We start from the raw sequence: 17132 nt of genomic DNA, 5'->3' as shown, positions 1-17132 counted from the left end.
TGAGGGGCACCCGCCGGTACGACACCGGTAGGTGCCCCTCTCTCCCGTGCCGGGGCTGAACCAGCAGCCCTGCCGCACAACCCCACGCAGACACGCGAGACGCGAGAAGAGATTCACACCATGGCGAACTTCACCGCCGCGGACGTCAAGAAGCTCCGTGAGCTCACCGGCGCCGGCATGATGGACTGCAAGAAGGCGCTCGACGAGGCCGAGGGCGACGTCCAGAAGGCCGTCGAGCTGCTTCGTATCAAGGGCCAGAAGGGCGTTGCCAAGCGCGAGGGCCGTGACGCCTCCAACGGCGCCGTCTCCGCGCTCATCGCCGAGGGTGCCAAGGCCGGCGTCCTGGTCGAGCTGAACTGCGAGACCGACTTCGTCGCCAAGGGTGGCAAGTTCGTCGAGGTCGCCGACGCGATCGCCGCGCACGTCGCTGCCACCTCCCCGGCCGACCTGGACGCCGCGCTGGCTTCCGAGATCGAGGCCGGCAAGACCGTCCAGCAGTTCGTGGACGAGGCCAACGCGACCCTGGGCGAGAAGATCGTCTTCCGTCGCTTCGCCCAGTTCGACGGTGACGGCTTCGTCGCGGTCTACATGCACAAGACCGACCCGGACCTCCCCCCGGCCATCGGCGTCCTGGTCGAGCTCGACAAGGAGAACGCCGTCGTCGCGAAGGACGTCGCGCAGCACATCGCCGCCTTCGCGCCGAAGTACCTCTCCCGCGAGGACATCCCGGCCGAGGACATCGAGAACGAGCGTCGCGTCGCCGAGGCCACCGCTCGCGAGGAGGGCAAGCCCGAGGCTGCCCTGCCGAAGATCGTCGAGGGTCGCGTCACCGGCTTCGTCAAGGAGAACTCCGTTCTGGAGCAGGCCTTCGCGAAGGACAGCAAGAAGACCGTCGCCAAGGTCCTCGAGGAGAACGGCGTCGCCCTCAAGCGCTTCGCCCGCTTCCGCGTCGGTGCCTGAACCACGTTCCACCGCGCTTCCCGCCCCCGGGAGAAATCCCGCCTAAGGTAGGAATGCCGGGCCGCCCGCCGAGGGCGGCCGGGAACGCGCCGTCGGGCTCATCCAGCGCACCTGAGGTCAAAGGGCGGGCTACGTCGGCACCATGAACGACGAGGAGGCCATTGCCGTGCAGGACACCGTTACCGGTTCCCGCGGCAGTGGCCTCCTCGCGTGTACGCGCAGGTCCGAGGCCCGGCATCCCCGGTCGGCGCCCGGTCTGTGAACCAGTAGGTGGAGAAGGAGAAGTCCATGCAGGAGACGCAGGAGACCGCGCAGGAGGGAACGCGCCGCCGCGTTCTGCTCAAGCTGTCCGGTGAGGCATTCGCCGGTGGCGGCGGGCTTGGCGTCGACCCGGACGTCGTGCACAAGATCGCCCGGGAGATCGCCACCGTCGTGCGCGAGGGCACCGAGGTCGCCGTGGTGATCGGGGGCGGGAACTTCTTCCGTGGCGCCGAGCTCCAGGTGCGCGGCATGGACCGGGCCCGCTCCGACTACATGGGCATGCTCGGCACCGTGATGAACTGCCTGGCGCTCCAGGACTTCCTGATCAAGGAAGGCATCGAGACCCGGGTCCAGACCGCCATCACGATGGGCCAGGTCGCCGAGCCGTACCTGCCGCTGCGGGCCGTCCGGCACCTGGAGAAGGGCCGCGTGGTCATCTTCGGCGCGGGTATGGGCATGCCGTACTTCTCCACCGACACCACCGCCGTGCAGCGCGCCCTGGAGATCCACGCCGAGGTGCTGCTGATGGGCAAGAACGGCGTCGACGGGGTGTACGACTCGGACCCGCGGACCAACCCCGGGGCGGTGAAGTTCGACGCGCTCGACTACACCGAGGTGATCTCGCGCGACCTCAAGGTGGCCGACCTCACGGCGATCACGCTGTGCAAGGACAACAGCCTGCCGATCCTGGTCTTCGAGCTGCTCGCCGAGGGCAATATCGCCCGTGCGGTGAAGAGTGAGAAGATCGGCACACTCATCAGCCAGGATTCCGCGCGGGCCTGAGCCGCCGTCAGCCGTACGGCGGTCGAGCGTGTCTCGTCCGCCGCTCGGCCGCAGCAATTCCGCCGTCCCGGGCACCGGAACGGCACCACAGCAGATGAACCGGACAGGGAGCAGACAGTGAGCGAAGCGATCGAAGAGATTCTCCTCGAGGCCGAGGAGAAGATGGAGAAGGCCATCGCCGTCGCGAAGGACGACTTCGCAGCGATCCGTACCGGCCGTGCGCACCCGGCGATGTTCGCCAAGATCGTCGCGGACTACTACGGCGCGATCACCCCGATCAACCAGCTCGCCTCCTTCTCCGTGCCGGAGCCCCGGATGGCGATCGTCGCGCCGTTCGACAAGAGCGCGCTGCGCAACATCGAGCAGGCGATCCGCGACTCCGACCTCGGTGTCAACCCGTCCAACGACGGCAGCATCATCCGGGTGGTGCTCCCGGCGCTGACCGAGGAGCGCCGTCGTGAGTACATCAAGCAGGCCCGCAACAAGGGCGAGGACTCCAAGATCTCGATCCGCGCCATCCGTCGTAAGGCCAAGGACGGCTTCGACAAGCTGGTGAAGGACAAGGAGGTCGGCGAGGACGACGGCCGCCGCGCCGAGAAGGAGCTCGACGACCTCACCACGAAGTTCGTCGCGGTCGTCGACGAGCTGCTCAAGCACAAGGAAGCCGAGCTGCTCGAGGTCTGATGAACGACGCCCCTGACGCCCCTGGCCTCGGGGGCCCCGCATCGCACCTCGGCACGACTCCCGCTCCTGCCCCGGCGTTCGCCGCTGCGGGTGGCCCCGCACGCCTGGAGACCAGGCACCAAACGGGTCACGCGCAGCGGCCGCCGGTGTACCGAGGGGCCTCCACGGCACAGACTCAGATCATGCCCTCTGTCCAGGAGACCTCGCCGGACCAGCGAGACCCGCACGAACACCGCACCGACGAAGACCGCACCGACGAACAGCACACCGACGAACGGCGCACCGCACCGCCGTCCGCCTCAGGGCAGGAGACACCCGTGGCCCAGCCCGACCAGCAGCCCCGCAAGCAGCGCGGTGGCCGCAATCTGCAGGCCGCGATAGGGGTCGGTGTCGGCCTCGGGGCAGTGATCGTAGCCTCGCTGTTCGTGGTGAAGGTGCTCTTCCTGGCGGTGGTCGCCGCCGCCGTCGTGGTCGGGGTCTGGGAGCTGACCAGCCGCCTGACGGAGCGTAAGGGGATCAAGGCCCCGCTCGTGCCGCTGGCCGTCGGCAGCGTCGCCATGCTCGCGGCCGGCTACTGGGGAGGTGCCCAGTGGGCCGCCGCGGCGCTGGCCCTGACCGGCCTCGCGGTGATGGTCTGGCGGATGAGCGAGCCGCCGGAGAACTACCTGCGCGACATAACGGCAGGCATCTTCACGGCCTTCTACGTCCCCTTCCTCGCGACGTTCGTCGCCCTGATGCTGGCGGCCGACGACGGCCCCTGGCGGATCGTGCTCTTCCTGATCGTCACGGTCTGCAGTGACACCGGCGCGTACGCCGTGGGGTACAAGTTCGGCAAGAACAAGCTGGCGCCGACGATCAGCCCCGGCAAGACCCGTGAGGGCCTGGCCGGCGGCATCGGGCTGTCGATGCTGGCCGGCGCGCTGATCATGCAGTACGTGATCGACGACGGCACCTGGTGGCAGGGCCTGATCCTGGGTGGCTGCGCGGCCGTCACGGCGACCCTGGGCGACCTGGCCGAGTCGATGATCAAGCGTGACCTCGGTATCAAGGACATGGGGACGCTGCTGCCGGGCCACGGCGGCATCATGGACCGGCTGGACTCACTGCTGCCGACCGCCCCGGTGGTCTGGCTGCTGCTCGCGGCCTTCGTCGGCAGCTGAACCCCGGCGGCTGGGTCCCGGCAGCTGAACCTCAGCGGCTGAAGCTCGGCAGCTGAACCCGGACATCTCCTGGGGCCCCGGACGGACGCCGTTCGGGGCTCCTGCCATCTGCGACACTGGACGAACCATGCCTAAGCCCGGAGAACTGACCTTTGTCGCGCCGCGTGGCGCCAAGCCCCCGCGACACCTTGCCGACCTCAGCCCTGCCCAGCGCAAGGAGGCCGTCGCCGAGCTGGGCGAGCAGCCGTTCCGCGCGAAGCAGCTGTCCAACCACTACTTCGGCCGGATGTCGAACGACCCGGCGAGCTGGACGGACATCCCTGCCGCGAGCCGCGACAAGCTGACCGAGGCGCTGCTGCCCGAGCTGATGTCGGTCGTCCGGCACGTCTCCTGCGACGACGACACCACCCGTAAGACGCTCTGGAAGCTCTTCGACGGCACGCTGGTCGAGTCCGTCCTGATGCGCTACCCGGACCGCGTCACGATGTGCATCAGCTCGCAGGCCGGCTGCGGCATGAACTGCCCGTTCTGCGCGACCGGCCAGGCCGGGCTGACGCGCAACCTCTCCACCGCCGAGATCGTCGAGCAGATCGGTGCGGGCATGCGGGCGCTCCGCTCCGGGGAGATCCCCGGCGGCGAGACCCGGCTCTCCAACGTCGTCTTCATGGGCATGGGCGAGCCGCTCGCCAACTTCAACCGCGTGCTCGCCGCGATCCGCCGCCTGACCGACCCGGCGCCGGACGGCTTCGGCATGTCGCAGCGCGGCATCACCGTCTCCACCGTCGGTCTCGTCCCGGCGATGAACCGCCTCGCGGACGAGGAGCTGAGCGTACGGCTGGCGCTCTCGCTGCACGCGCCCGACGACGAGCTGCGGGACGAGCTGGTGCCGGTCAACACCCGGTGGAAGGTCGCCGAGGTGCTGGACGCGGCGTGGAACTACGCGGAGAAGTCCGGCCGCCGGATCTCCATCGAGTACGCGCTGATCAAGGACATCAACGACCAGGCGTGGCGGGCGGACCTGCTCGGCCGTCTGATCAAGAACCACCGGGTGCACGTCAACCTGATCCCGCTGAACCCGACCCCGGGCTCGAAGTGGACGGCCTCCCGCCCGGAGGACGAGCGTGAGTTCGTCCGCCGCCTCCAGGCGCACGGCGTGCCGACGACCGTCCGGGACACCCGTGGGCAGGAGATCGACGGCGCCTGCGGCCAGCTGGCAGCAGCGGGCTGAGCCCTAGCGCAGGGCGCCCGCTGCCAGGGCGGCCGTCAGGCCGCCGGTGAGCAGGAGCACCGTGCCGGCGGCCGCCGTCCGGAGGAGGGCGGCGCCGAAGAGCAGACGGGGGGCCGCCCCGAGCTGGAAGAAGGCTGCGGCCACGCCTCGGCGGGCGTTGCGGATCTCGTTGACGCGGACGAGGACGGCGCCGACCACGCAGGTGAGGACGAGGACGCCCTCGACGGCGGGCAGGGTCGATGCGGTGCCGGGCTTGTCGACCCAGTAGCGCGCGGTGGTCAGCAGCGTGGCGAGGCTCAGCGCGAGGACGGCCAGCGGCGTGCCCAGTGGGGCGGCCTCGGCGGTGAGGCCGCGCCCGGCGAGGAGTCGCAGGGGCGCCGGGCGGCCGAGGGCGAGCAGGCGCCCGGCCCAGGCGAGCAGCGGTGCGGTGAACAGGGCGAGGCCGAGTGCGGCCAGCGCCCAGCCGGTGCTCGCGGCGGCGCTGGTGGTGCCGAGCCCGGCGGGCAGTCGGATCGGGCGGCCGTCCTGGTCGGCACCGGGGCGCAGCCCGTACAGCTCCAGGGCGACGCCGACGAGCAGCAGGCCGGGCGGCAGGGCGAGCCGGAGCGGGCCGAAGGCGGCCTGGGCGGGCTGGGCCGGGCGGCCGGGGAGGTGTTCGGCGGCGGGGACGGCCAGTGCGGCGGAGACACCGGCGACCAGCGGCACCAGGGTGAGCAGGGTGACGGGGGCGGCGGCGGGCAGCGGGACGCCCATGCCGAGCTCGGGGGCGAGCGAGGGCCCGGCGATGTTGTTGCGCAGGACGAGGAAGAGCAGCAGCGTCAGGGCGCTGCCGAGGGCGCAGGCGAGGGCGATCTCGCCGGCGATCAGCGCCCTGATCCTGGTCGGTCCGGCTCCGGCGGCGGTCAACCCGGTGATCCGGTCGGGGCGCCCGGCGGGTACGGCGCGGGCGGCGACGGCGGCGAACCAGGCGACGGCGGCGAGCGGGGGCAGGCACCAGAGGAGCCGGACGAGCGAGCCGTCGGCCGGCTCGCTGAGGGCACGGCCGAGGGCCCGCAGCAGGAAGGCGGCGACGAGGGCGGCGGCGGTCGCGGTGAGCAGCCAGCGGCCGAGGTCGGCGATCCGGTAGCCCCGGGCCAGGCGGAGGTAGAGCACGTCGGCTCCTTTCAGCGCCCGGCGGAGACGGCGGAGGCGCCGCGCAGCACGGGGGTCACGGGGGCGGCCAGGCGGCCGTCGACCAGCGCGACCGTGCGGTCGGCGTAGCGGGCGAGCTCCGGGTCGTGGGTCGCGAGCACCAGGGTGAGCTGGTGCGAGCGGGCGGCGCTGGCGAGTATCCGCAGCACCTGGTCCTGGGCCTCGCGGTGCAGCGGCGCGGTCGGGTCGTCGGCGAAGACCACGGGCGGCAGCGGGGCGAGCGCGCGGGCGACGGCGATCCGCTGGCGCTGACTCTGGATCAGCTCGGCGGGCCGCTTGGCGGCGCAGTCGGCGACGTCGAGGCGCTCCAGCCATTCGGCGGCGGCGGCGTACGCGGCCTTGTGCCCGGCGCCGGCGAGCAGCAGCGGGAGGGCGACGTTCTCGCGGGCGGTCAGTTCCGGTACGAGCTGCGGCTCGGAGCCGACGAAGCCGAAGCGGTCGCGGCGCAGCCGCTCACGTCCGGCCCGGCCGAGGGTGTGCACGGGGGCGCTGTTGAACCAGACCTCGCCCTCGTCGACGGGCAGCAGGGCGGAGAGGCAGCCGAGCAGGGTGCTCTTCCCGGAGCCGCGGGGCCCGGTGATGGCGAGCACCTCGCCGTCCCGGATGCCGATCGAGACGCCGCGCAGGGCGGGGGTGCCGTGGTGGGACTTGACGATCCCTCGGGCCCACAACACGTCGTTGTCAGGCGGGGCCGCGGACATGAGGATCCATCCAGGGGGCTGCGGGGATATGACAGTCGTCAGATTAGAACGATGGAGTCACGTCGTGGTTGCGGCACACTGACCCATCCAGGGGCAAAGTGTCCCGAACCCGGCGTGTTGATCGAGAAAAAGCCGAAAGTGCCAAGAAAAGCACCGAAGGGCGGCCCCGGGGGAGTGGGGCCGCCCTTCGGCGGAGGGTGGGACGGAAAGATCAGGTGATCAGATCTTGGCCCAGGCGTCGGTCAGGCTGACCCGCAGGATCTGCTCGATCTCGTCGAAGGTCGACTGGTCGGAGATCAGCGGCGGGGCCAGCTGGATGACCGGGTCGCCACGGTCGTCGGCGCGGCAGTACAGGCCGTTGTCGAAGAGCGCCTTCGACAGGAAGCCGTAGAGCACGCGCTCGACCTCGTCGTCGTTGAACGACTCCTTGGTGACCTTGTCCTTCACGAGCTCGATGCCGTAGAAGTACCCGTTGCCGCGGACGTCGCCGACGATCGGGAGGTCGCGCAGCTTGTTCAGGGTGCCGAGGAAGTTCGCCTCGTTGTCCAGGACGTGCTGGTTCAGGCCCTCGCGCTCGAAGATGTCGAGGTTGGCCAGCGCCACCGCGGAGGAGACCGGGTGGCCACCGAAGGTGTAGCCGTGCAGGAAGGTGTTGTCACCCTTGTAGAACGGCTCCGCCAGGCGGTCCGAGATGATCGTCGCGCCGATCGGGGAGTACCCCGAGGTCATGCCCTTGGCGCAGGTGATCATGTCGGGCTGGTAGCCGAACTTGTCGGCGCCGAACATGGTGCCCAGACGGCCGAAGGCGCAGATGACCTCGTCCGACACGAGCAGCACGTCGTGGCGGTCGCAGATCTCGCGCAGGCGCTGGAAGTACCCGGGCGGCGGCGGGAAGCAGCCACCGGCGTTCTGCACCGGCTCGACGAACACGGCGGCGACGGTGTCGGCGCCCTCGAACAGGATGGCCTGCTCGATCTCGTCCGCGCACCAGCGGCCGTACGCCTCGGGGTCGACGGTGCCGTCGGGGCCCGCGAGGTAGGCCGGGGCGCGGTAGATGTTGGTGTTCGGGGCCTTGTGCGTGCCCGGCACCAGCGGCTCGAACGGGGCCTTCAGGCCCGGCAGGCCGGTGATCGAGAGGGCGCCCTGCGGGGTGCCGTGGTAGGCGACCGCACGCGAGATGACCTTGTACTTGGTCGGCTTGCCGACCAGCTTGAAGTACTGCTTGGCCAGCTTCCAGGCGGTCTCGACGGCCTCGCCGCCACCGGTGGAGAAGAAGACCTTGTTCAGGTCGCCCGGGGCGTAGTTCGCCAGGCGCTCGGCCAGCTCGATCGCCTTCGGGTGGGCGTAGCTCCACACCGGGAAGAAGGCGAGCTCCTTGGCCTGCTTGGCGGCGGCCTCGGCGAGCTCCTCGCGGCCGTGGCCGGCCTGGACGACGAACAGGCCGGCGAGCCCGTCAAGGTACTTCTTGCCCTTGTCGTCCCAGACGTAGGTGCCCTCGCCCTTGACGATCGTCGGCACGGGGGAGTTCTCGTACGACGACATGCGGGTGAAGTGCATCCACAGGTGGTCGTAGGCGGTCTTGGAAAGGTCCTTCTGCGCCGGGTCGGCTGTCATCGGGTGCCCCAGGTGTAGGTCTGTTTCCGGAGCTTCAGGTAAACGAAGCTCTCGGTGCTCCGCACGCCGGGAAGGGCGCGGATGCGCTTGTTGATCATTTCGAGCAGGTGCTCGTCGTCCTCGCAGACCAGCTCGGCCAGCAGGTCGAACGACCCTGCGGTGCAGACGACGTAGTCGACTTCGTCGAAGTCGGCCAGTGCGTCCGCGACGAGCTCGACGTCGCCCTCGACACGGATTCCGACCATCGCCTGTCGGGTGAACCCGACGGTGAGGGGATCGGTGACGGCGACGATCTGCATCACGCCTTGGTCGAGCAGCTTCTGGACCCGCTGCCGCACGGCCGCCTCGGACAGGCCGACGGCCTTGCCGATGGCGGCGTACGGGCGACGCCCGTCCTCCTGGAGCTGCTCGATGATCGCCTTGGAGGCGGCATCAAGGGGAACGCTGGCGTTCCGGTCTCGGTTGGCCACGACGCCACTGTGCCTGATCGTTCACGCGCATGCAAGCCGCTCTGCTGCTGATTTCGTCGTCGTTTTGAAAATTGCATACGGATTACGTCGTCTTCCCGACTGCGTCCTGTCGATACCGGCAGGCTTCGAGGTACCCTGTCCGGGGGTGCACGCTGGCGTGCACCCCACCAGTGGACCGCGGCTTCCGGAGCCCGGCCACTTGGCGCCCGGTACCCTGGCGCCGGTTCTGCAACGTGGCAGGCCCAGACCGAGGAGAGAGCCCGTGAGCGAGCTTCGTACGCTGCGCAACTACATCAACGGTGAGTTCGTCGACGCGGCCGACGGCCGCACGCTGGACGTCATCGACCCGACCACGGGCCAGGTGTACGCGACCTCGCCGCTGTCCGGTGCCGCCGATGTGGACGCGGCGATGGCCTCGGCCGCCGAAGCCTTCCCGGTCTGGCGCGACTCCACGCCGAGCACCCGGCAGAAGCTGCTGCTGAAGATCGCCGACGCGGTCGAGGCGCGTGCCGACGAGATCGTCGACGCGGAGTGCCGCAACACCGGCAAGCCGCGCGGGCTGACCCTCTCCGAGGAGATCGGCCCGATGGTGGACCAGATCCGCTTCTTCGCCGGCGCCGCCCGCCTGCTGGAGGGCAAGGCCGCCGGTGAGTACATGGACGGGATGACCTCGATCGTCCGTCGCGAGCCGGTCGGCGTCTGCGCCCAGGTCGCGCCGTGGAACTACCCGATGATGATGGCCGTCTGGAAGTTCGCCCCGGCGATCGCCGCGGGCAACGCCGTCGTCCTCAAGCCCTCGGACACCACCCCGGCCTCCACCGTGCTGCTCGCCGAGATCATCGGCGGCATCCTGAAGGACCTGGAGCTGCCCGCCGGCGTCTTCAACGTGATCTGTGGTGACCGCGAGACCGGCAAGCTGATGGTCGAGCACCCGACCCCGGCGATGGCCTCCATCACCGGCTCGGTCCGGGCCGGCATCCAGGTCGCCGAGTCGGCCTCCAAGGACGTCAAGCGCGTCCACCTGGAGCTCGGTGGCAAGGCCCCCGTCGTGGTCTTCGAGGACGCCGACATCGCCGAGGCTGTCGAGGGCATCTCGGTGGCCGGCTTCTTCAACGCCGGCCAGGACTGCACCGCCGCCACCCGCGTGCTGGTGCACGAGTCGATCCACGACGACTTCGTCACCGCGCTCGCCAAGGCCGCGGCCGACACCAAGACCGGCGGCATCGACGACGAGGACGTCCTCTACGGCCCGCTGAACAACGCCAACCAGCTCAAGCAGGTGGCCGGCTTCATCGACCGCCTGCCTTCGCACGCCAAGGTCGAGGCCGGTGGCCACCGGGTCGGCGAGATCGGCTACTTCTACGCCCCGACCGTCGTCTCCGGCCTCAACCAGGACGACGAGATCATCCAGAACGAGGTCTTCGGCCCGGTCATCACCGTGCAGAAGTTCTCCGGCGAGGACCAGGCCGTCGAGTACGCCAACGGTGTCGAGTTCGCCCTGGCCTCCTCGGTCTGGACGAAGGACCACGCCCGCGCGATGCGGATGTCCCGCCGCCTCGACTTCGGCTGCGTCTGGATCAACACGCACATCCCGCTGGTCGCCGAGATGCCGCACGGTGGCTTCAAGAAGTCCGGCTACGGCAAGGACCTCTCCTCGTACGGCTTCGAGGACTACACCCGGGTGAAGCACGTCATGACTGCGCTCTAGCCTGTCGCAGGAGGGCCCGGCGCAGGCGCGCCGGGCCCTTCGGCCTGTCAGGCTGTCGGGTCCGCCGCGGACCACCTGACAAGATGCAACTGCACGTCGGGCGGGGTGTTCCATACTCTTGCGGCATGAGCATCCCCACTGCTGACTCGGCCGCCGGGCAGGCTGTCAAGGCCGCCGACCGCGCGCACGTCTTCCACTCGTGGTCCGCCCAGGCACTCATCGACCCCCTCGCGGTGGCCGGCGCCGAGGGCTCCTACTTCTGGGACTACGAGGGCAACCGCTACCTCGACTTCTCCTCGCAGCTGGTGAACACCAACATCGGGCACCAGCACCCGAAGGTGGTCGCCGCGATCCAGGAGCAGGCGGCGAAGCTCTGCACCATCGCCCCCGGCTTCGCCGTGGAGGCCCGCAGCGAGGCGGCCCGGCTGATCGCCGAGCGGACCCCGGGGGATCTCGACAAGATCTTCTTCACCAACGGCGGCGCCGAGGCGAACGAGAACGCCATCCGGATGGCCCGGCTGCACACCGGCCGCCAGAAGGTGATGTCCACCTACCGCTCGTACCACGGCGCCACCGCCAACGCGATCGCCCTCACCGGCGACCCGCGCCGCTGGGCCAACGAGACCGGCGTCTCCGGCGTCGTGCACTTCTGGGGCCCGTACGCCTACCGCTCCAACTTCCACGCCGAGAACGAGGCGCAGGAGTGCGAGCGCGCGCTCGCCCACCTGGAGCAGGTCGTGGCCTTCGAGGGCCCCGGCACCGTCGCGGCGATCATCCTGGAGACCGTCGTCGGCACGGCCGGCATCCTGATCCCGCCGGCCGGGTACCTGGCCGGTGTCCGGGAAATCTGCGACCGGTACGGGATCGTCTTCATCCTGGACGAGGTGATGGCCGGCTTCGGCCGCACCGGCGAGTGGTTCGCCGCCGACCACTGGGGCGTCACCCCGGACCTGCTGACCTTCGCCAAGGGCGTCAACTCCGGCTACGTGCCGCTGGGCGGTGTCGCGATCAGCGCCGCGATCGCCGAGACCTTCGCCGAGCGGCCCTTCCCCGGCGGGCTCACCTACTCGGGCCACCCGCTGGCCTGTGCCTCCGCCGTGGCGACGATCAACACGATGGCCGAGGAGGGCATCGTGGAGAACGCCAAGCACATCGGCGAGAACGTGCTCGGCCCCGGCCTGCGCGAGCTGGCGGAGCGTCACCCCTCCGTCGGCGAGGTGCGCGGCCTCGGTGTCTTCTGGGCGCTCGACCTGGTCAAGAACCGCGAGACCCGCGAGCCGCTGGTGCCGTACAACGCGTCCGGTGCCGCCAACGCGCCGATGGCCGAGCTGGCCGCGGCCTGCAAGAAGCGCGGCCTCTGGCCGTTCGTCAACATGAACCGCTTCCATGTCGTGCCGCCGTGCACCGTCACCGAGGAGGAGGCTCGAACCGGCCTCGCGGTGCTGGACGAGGCACTCTCCCTGACGGACGCTCACACCGTCTGACCTGCACTTCCGTACGGCCCCGGGCAGCCACCGCCCGGGGCCGTTCCCTTCCCATGCCCGGAGACGATCCCCCCATGCGTCGTGCCCCTCTCACCCGTCGCTCCGCCCTCGGGGCCGCCGGCCTGCTCGGTCTGGGCAGCCTGTCGGCCTGCGGCATCCCCGCCGCGTACGTGCCCGAGGAGCGGCGGACCGCCGCGGACCGCTCGGAGCGGGACCGGAAGCTGATCTTCTCCAACTGGACGCAGTACATCGACACCGACGAGAAGACGGGCAGGCGCCCGACCCTGGACGCCTTCCAGCAGCGGACGGGCATCGACGTCACGTACACCGAGGACATCAACGACAACGACGAGTTCTTCGGCAAGGTCAGCCCGGTGCTCGCGCAGGGTGGCGACCCCGGGCGCGACCTGATGGTGATCAGCGACTGGATGGCCGGGCGGTACGTCGCACTCGGCTGGGTGCAGACGCTCGACAAGGCCAACCTGCCGAACGTCACCAAGTACCTCGACCCGCAGCTCAGCCACCCCGCCTTCGACCCGGACCGCTCGCACAGCGTGCCGTGGCAGTCCGGCCTCACCGGGATCGCCTACAACCGCAAGACGCTCGGCCGGGAGATCAGGCACACCTCCGACCTGTGGGCCCCCGACCTCAAGGGCCGGGTCACGCTCTTCGCCGGGATGGACGAGGCGCTCGGGCTGCTGATGCTGGCCCAGGGCGCGGACATCTCGAAGTTCACCGTCGACGACGCGCACAAGGTGATGAGCCAGGTGCAGAAGCTGGTCGACACCAAGCACATCCGCCGCTTCACCGGCAACGACTACACCAGCGACCTGGCCTCCGGCGCGGCCGTCGCCTGCCAGGCGTACTCCGGCGACGCCATCCAGCTGAAGGCGCAGAACCCGGACATCGAGTTCGTCGTCCCCGAGGAGGGCGCCGAGCTGTGGGCGGAGAGCCTGATGATCCCCAACCGGGCCGACCACAAGCGCAACGCCGAGCTGCTGATCGACCACTACTACCAGCCCGAGGTGGCCGCCGAGCTGGCCGCCTTCGTCCAGTACATCTGCCCGGTGCCCGCCGCCCGCGAGGTGCTGGCCAAGAGCACGGACGCCGACACCGCCGCCCTCGCCGACGAGCCGCTGATCTTCCCCACCGACGAGATCCGCGCCAAGCTCCACACCATGCGGGACGTCACGGCGGACGAACGCCCTGACCTGCACCAGATCTGGGGCCAGGTCGCGGGGGTCTGACCCCCGCGCACCGGCCGGCCCCGGGCGGTCAGCGGCGGACGGCGTCCAGGGCGAGCAGGGCGACGTGCAGGGAGAGGCAGGACTCGACCTGGTCGAGGTCGACCGTGAGGATGCGCTCGACCTTGTGCAGGCGGTCGTAGAAGGACGGCCGGGAGAGGTGGGCGGCGTCGGCGGCCGCCGACTTGTTCCGGCCCTGCTCCAGGTAGATCCGCAGCATCTGCACCAGCTGGCTGCCGTGCTCCGCGTCGTACGCGAGCAGCGGGCCCAGCTCGCGCTCGACGTACGTCTGGAGGCGGGCGTCGTCGCGGAGCAGGTGCAGCAGGCCGCGCAGCCGGACGTCCGGCAGGCGGTAGTACGCGGCGGCCCGGCCGCCGGGGGCGTCGTGCAGGGCGGCGTCGGCGACCTGGGTCGCCTCCAGCAGGGTGCGGCGGGCGTCGCGGACGGACCCGACCGAGGAGCCGACGGCGATCACCGGCTCGGGGGCGGTCTCGCCCCGGGCGGCGTCGGCGGCGAGCTTGCGCAGGGCGGCGGCGAACGCCTCCAGCGCGGTGTGCTCGTCCTGCTGCGAGCCGAGCGCGATCAGCAGGCCGACGCCGTCGTCGTCCAGCGCGCCGACCAGGGCGGAGAGCCGGGAGGTGCGGATCGCGGTGGCGGCCAGCTCGGTGAAGTCGCGCAGCCGGGCCTGTGCCTCCAGCGCGGCGGGGATCGGCCCCCGGCGTTCGCGCAGCATCACGCCGACCAGCCGGCGGCCCTCCAGCGGGACGCCCAGCGCCTGGGCCCGCAGGGCGACCTCGGAGACGGTCAGGGCGTGCGTGAGGATGCCCGAGAGCAGGGTGCGGTGGGTCTGGCGCTCCAGGCTCTCCCGGTCGCGGACGACCAGCCGGTTGAGCGCCAGCGTCGCCGCTCCGCGCTCCAGCAGCATCGCGTGCGGGTGGGCGGTGTCCTGCGGCAGCGGGGCCGGGTCGCCGACGAGCACCAGGCGCCCCCAGTCCTGCCCACGGGCGCCGACGACGGTCACCAGCCAGCCGCTGCGCTGGTCGTAGCCGGTGCGCCCCGGCGGGCGGACGCCGCGCGAGCGGCGCTCCCAGCTCTCCAGCAGCTCCGCCTCGGACCGCCCGGCCGGGTCGTGGGCCAGCACCTGGTGGGCCAGGTTCTCCAGCACCACCGGCGCCCCGGCCATCAGCGCGACCTGCCGGACGACCTCGCCGGGCTCGGCCCCCTCGACGGCCAGCTCGTTGAAGACCTGGTGCACCGCCTCTGAGGTGCGCAGCTGCTCCAGCTGCGAGTTGACGACCATGGCGTGCACGGCCTCCGTCACGGCGACGAAGCGCAGCTCGCGGCGGAGCACGATCAGCGGCAGCCCGCGCTGCTCGGCGGCGTGCACCAGGGCCCGGGGGAGGCTGTCGAAGTAGCGGCGGCCGAATTCGATGACCAGCCCGGCGACGCCGACCTCGTCCAGCTCGCGGACGTACCGGGCCAGGCCGTCGCGGTCCTCGGGCAGGGCGATGCCGGTGGTCAGCACCAGCTCGCCGCCCTGGAGGACGCCGGCGACGTCGGGCAGCTCGCTGACGTGCACCCAGCGGACGGGCCGTTCCAGCTGCGCGCCGCCCGCCACCACCTGGGGCAGGCCGCGCCGCATCGCGTCCAGTTCGAGCACACGGGCGACGGTGGGGAGCACGGCGGGCCTCCTTGGGGGGTTCAGAGTGTCAGGTGAATCATCCCTGGTGGCGACGGTCTGTTGCCTCCACCGACGCCTTGCACTGTGTAAGGCTCTTGGCGGGTGGCTTGTCGCAGTGACCCTTGTCACCCGGACGCCGCGCGGGGCATCGTCAGCGGGTCAGTCGTAGCGAAAACGGTCCGGCTCCGGAATCCGTCGCGTAACCAGAAAGCAACAGCGGAATCCCTTGTGGGGGCAACCTGCGGCTGTCAGGATCGCGCAATCCCGGTGACCCGCCGGTTGCCCGCACCGCCGCGACCCGAACCAGGACGACCGCCCGCAGTGCGCCGACACGCCGACCGATGCGTGCAGCATGACGATCAGCCGATCAGTGGCGACATCAACCCGAGCGCAGCGGAACCCCGGGCACATGGAGGAAACCTGATGGACCTGAACAGCAGTCTCGGCGCAGGCGCGCAGTACATCGCGGGCAAGCTCACCGAGGGCACCGGCACCGAGCCCTTCCAGGTCGTCAACCCCGCCGACGGCACCGTCGTCCGGAGCGTCACGCTCGCCTCCGAGGCCGATGTCGACACCGCCGTCGCCGCGGCGAAGGCCGCCCTGCCCGAGTGGTCCGGCGCCACCCCCGGCGCCCGGTCCGAGGCGCTGCTCCGGCTGGCCGGCATCCTCGCCGAGCGGGCCGAGGAGTTCGCCCGGGTGGAGACCGCGCAGACCGGCAAGCCGATCAAGCTCTCCACCGAGTTCGACGTGCCCGGCACGATCGACAACACCTCGTTCTTCGCCGGTGCGGCCCGCAACCTGGAGGGCAAGGCGGCCGGCGAGTACTCCGGAGACCACACCTCCTACGTCCGCCGCGAGGCGATCGGCGTGGTCGGCTCGATCTCCCCGTGGAACTACCCGCTCCAGATGGCCGCCTGGAAGATCCTCCCGGCCGTCGCGGCAGGCAACACGATCGTGCTCAAGCCCGCCGAGCTGACGCCGCTGACCTCCCTGATGTTCGCCCGCGCCTGCTCCGACGCCGGGATCCCCGACGGCGTCGTCAACGTCGTCACCGGCGCCGGGCGGACGGCCGGCGAGCGGCTGGTCTCGCACCCGGACGTCGCGATGGTCTCCTTCACCGGCTCCACCCCCGTCGGCCGCCGGGTCGCCGAGCTGGCCGCGGGCACCGCCAAGCGCACCCACCTGGAGCTCGGCGGCAAGGCCCCCTTCGTGGTCTTCGACGACGCCGACCTCGACGCCGCCGTGCACGGCGCGGTCGCCGCCTCGCTGATCAACAGCGGCCAGGACTGCACCGCCGCCACCCGCGCCTACGTCCAGCGGCCGCTCTTCGAGGCCTTCGTCGCGGGCGTCGCCGAGCTGTACGCCGCGATTCGCCTCGGCGACCCGCTGAACCCGCAGACCGACCTCGGCCCGCTGGTCTCGTACACCCACCGGGACCGCGTCGCCGGCTTCGTCGAGCGGGCCCGCGGCTACGGCGCGAACGTCGTGACGGGCGGCCACGCCCCGACCACCGGCCACGACGGCACCGACCTCACCCTCGGCGCCTACTACCGGCCGACCCTGATCACCGGCGTCGCGCAGGACAGCGAGGTGGTGCAGGGCGAGATCTTCGGCCCGGTGCTCGTCGCGCTGCCGTTCGACACCGACGACGAGGGCCTGCGGCTGGCCAACGACACCCCGTACGGCCTCGCCGCCTCCGCCTGGACGCAGAACGTCCACCGCTCGCTGCGCGCCACCCGCGAGATCGCGGCGGGCTGCGTCTGGGTCAACGACCACATCCCGATCCTGAGCGAGATGCCGCACGGCGGCTACAAGTCCTCCGGCTACGGCAAGGACATGTCGCAGTACTCGCTGGACGAGTACACGCAGGTCAAGCACGTCATGTTCGACACCACGGCGGTCGCCCGCAAGGACTGGCACCGCACGATCTTCGGAGACAGATAACCCCCGTCGTCTCCTCAGC

14 protein-coding genes are annotated in these 17132 nt (G+C 70.8%); 9 read left to right on the top strand and 5 right to left on the bottom strand.

Annotated features, from left to right (window positions below; all coding sequences use genetic code 11):
• The first annotated feature begins 120 nt into the window (after nt 1-120).
• The 5 genes from tsf (at nt 121) to rlmN (ending at nt 5076) form a co-directional block, all read left to right on the top strand.
• Nucleotides 121-960 (top strand): translation elongation factor Ts, encoded by an 840-nt coding sequence (gene tsf, locus ACR68M_RS09775; RefSeq protein ID WP_441250053.1) that lies wholly within the window; start codon nt 121-123, stop codon nt 958-960.
• A gap of 288 nt (nt 961-1248) precedes the next feature.
• The gene (pyrH, locus tag ACR68M_RS09770; protein WP_441250052.1) at nt 1249-2004 is read left to right on the top strand and encodes a UMP kinase; all 756 of its coding nucleotides are present in this window, start codon (nt 1249-1251) and stop codon (nt 2002-2004) included.
• Between the two features lie 162 nt (nt 2005-2166).
• Entirely contained in the window at nt 2167-2688 is a 522-nt protein-coding gene (gene frr, locus ACR68M_RS09765) for a ribosome recycling factor (RefSeq protein WP_441251564.1), read from the top strand.
• Nucleotides 2688-3848 (top strand): phosphatidate cytidylyltransferase, encoded by a 1161-nt coding sequence (locus ACR68M_RS09760; RefSeq protein ID WP_441250051.1) that lies wholly within the window; start codon nt 2688-2690, stop codon nt 3846-3848. The genes frr and ACR68M_RS09760 overlap by 1 nt, the downstream gene beginning before the upstream one ends.
• Before the next feature lie 127 nt (nt 3849-3975).
• Nucleotides 3976-5076: a 23S rRNA (adenine(2503)-C(2))-methyltransferase RlmN gene (rlmN, locus tag ACR68M_RS09755; protein ID WP_441250050.1), complete on the top strand. Its 1101-nt coding sequence runs from the start codon at nt 3976-3978 to the stop codon at nt 5074-5076.
• Between the two features lie 3 nt (nt 5077-5079).
• Here rlmN and ACR68M_RS09750 read toward each other — a convergent pair whose 3' ends face one another.
• The 4 genes from ACR68M_RS09750 to ACR68M_RS09735 form a co-directional block, all read right to left on the bottom strand.
• Nucleotides 5080-6228: a hypothetical protein gene (locus ACR68M_RS09750; RefSeq protein ID WP_441250049.1), complete on the bottom strand. Its 1149-nt coding sequence runs from the start codon at nt 6226-6228 to the stop codon at nt 5080-5082.
• 11 nt (nt 6229-6239) lie between these two features.
• On the bottom strand, nt 6240-6968 hold the full coding sequence (locus ACR68M_RS09745) for an ABC transporter ATP-binding protein (protein ID WP_441250048.1): 729 nt from the start codon (nt 6966-6968) through the stop codon (nt 6240-6242).
• Nucleotides 6969-7187: 219 nt separating this feature from the next.
• Entirely contained in the window at nt 7188-8582 is a 1395-nt protein-coding gene (locus ACR68M_RS09740; RefSeq protein WP_441250047.1) for an aspartate aminotransferase family protein, read from the bottom strand.
• Nucleotides 8579-9052: an Lrp/AsnC family transcriptional regulator gene (locus ACR68M_RS09735; protein WP_441250046.1), complete on the bottom strand. Its 474-nt coding sequence runs from the start codon at nt 9050-9052 to the stop codon at nt 8579-8581. The genes ACR68M_RS09740 and ACR68M_RS09735 overlap by 4 nt, the downstream gene beginning before the upstream one ends.
• Nucleotides 9053-9314: 262 nt before the next feature.
• Here ACR68M_RS09735 and ACR68M_RS09730 point away from each other — a divergent pair, with 262 nt between their 5' ends.
• From ACR68M_RS09730 to ACR68M_RS09720, 3 genes are all read left to right on the top strand, one after another.
• Entirely contained in the window at nt 9315-10760 is a 1446-nt protein-coding gene (locus tag ACR68M_RS09730) for a gamma-aminobutyraldehyde dehydrogenase (RefSeq protein WP_441250045.1), read from the top strand.
• 125 nt (nt 10761-10885) lie between these two features.
• A complete protein-coding gene (locus tag ACR68M_RS09725; RefSeq protein ID WP_441250044.1) occupies nt 10886-12244 on the top strand; it encodes an aspartate aminotransferase family protein in 1359 nt (452 codons plus the stop codon).
• Between the two features lie 74 nt (nt 12245-12318).
• Complete coding sequence (locus ACR68M_RS09720; RefSeq protein ID WP_441250043.1) at nt 12319-13491, top strand: polyamine ABC transporter substrate-binding protein; 1173 nt, start codon at nt 12319-12321, stop codon at nt 13489-13491.
• Nucleotides 13492-13519: 28 nt separating this feature from the next.
• On the opposite strand, the gene ACR68M_RS09715 is transcribed toward ACR68M_RS09720, so the two are convergent.
• A complete protein-coding gene (locus ACR68M_RS09715) occupies nt 13520-15169 on the bottom strand; it encodes a PucR family transcriptional regulator (protein ID WP_441250042.1) in 1650 nt (549 codons plus the stop codon).
• 423 nt (nt 15170-15592) lie between these two features.
• Here ACR68M_RS09715 and ACR68M_RS09710 point away from each other — a divergent pair, with 423 nt between their 5' ends.
• Nucleotides 15593-17113, top strand: coding sequence for a gamma-aminobutyraldehyde dehydrogenase (locus ACR68M_RS09710; protein WP_441250041.1), 1521 nt, complete (start codon nt 15593-15595; stop codon nt 17111-17113).
• Nucleotides 17114-17132 lie beyond the last annotated feature (19 nt).

The sequence above is a fragment of the Kitasatospora sp. McL0602 genome, assembly GCF_052076145.1.
GTDB lineage: Bacteria > Actinomycetota > Actinomycetes > Streptomycetales > Streptomycetaceae > Kitasatospora.
The sequence above is the reverse complement of the archived record's forward strand: the minus strand, read 5'-3'. Positions and strand labels throughout refer to the sequence as shown.

What these genes read in the sequence shown, in the direction of transcription:
- tsf (WP_441250053.1), top strand. Translation starts at nt 121, where the DNA reads ATGGCGAACTTCACCGCCGCGGACGTCAAGAAGCTCCGTGAGCTCACC.
- pyrH (WP_441250052.1), top strand. Translation starts at nt 1,249, where the DNA reads ATGCAGGAGACGCAGGAGACCGCGCAGGAGGGAACGCGCCGCCGCGTT.
- frr (WP_441251564.1), top strand. Translation starts at nt 2,167, where the DNA reads ATGGAGAAGGCCATCGCCGTCGCGAAGGACGACTTCGCAGCGATCCGT.
- ACR68M_RS09760 (WP_441250051.1), top strand. Translation starts at nt 2,688, where the DNA reads ATGAACGACGCCCCTGACGCCCCTGGCCTCGGGGGCCCCGCATCGCAC.
- rlmN (WP_441250050.1), top strand. Translation starts at nt 3,976, where the DNA reads ATGCCTAAGCCCGGAGAACTGACCTTTGTCGCGCCGCGTGGCGCCAAG.
- ACR68M_RS09745 (WP_441250048.1), bottom strand. Translation starts at nt 6,968, where the DNA reads ATGTCCGCGGCCCCGCCTGACAACGACGTGTTGTGGGCCCGAGGGATC.
- ACR68M_RS09740 (WP_441250047.1), bottom strand. Translation starts at nt 8,582, where the DNA reads ATGACAGCCGACCCGGCGCAGAAGGACCTTTCCAAGACCGCCTACGAC.
- ACR68M_RS09725 (WP_441250044.1), top strand. Translation starts at nt 10,886, where the DNA reads ATGAGCATCCCCACTGCTGACTCGGCCGCCGGGCAGGCTGTCAAGGCC.
- ACR68M_RS09720 (WP_441250043.1), top strand. Translation starts at nt 12,319, where the DNA reads ATGCGTCGTGCCCCTCTCACCCGTCGCTCCGCCCTCGGGGCCGCCGGC.
- ACR68M_RS09710 (WP_441250041.1), top strand. Translation starts at nt 15,593, where the DNA reads ATGGACCTGAACAGCAGTCTCGGCGCAGGCGCGCAGTACATCGCGGGC.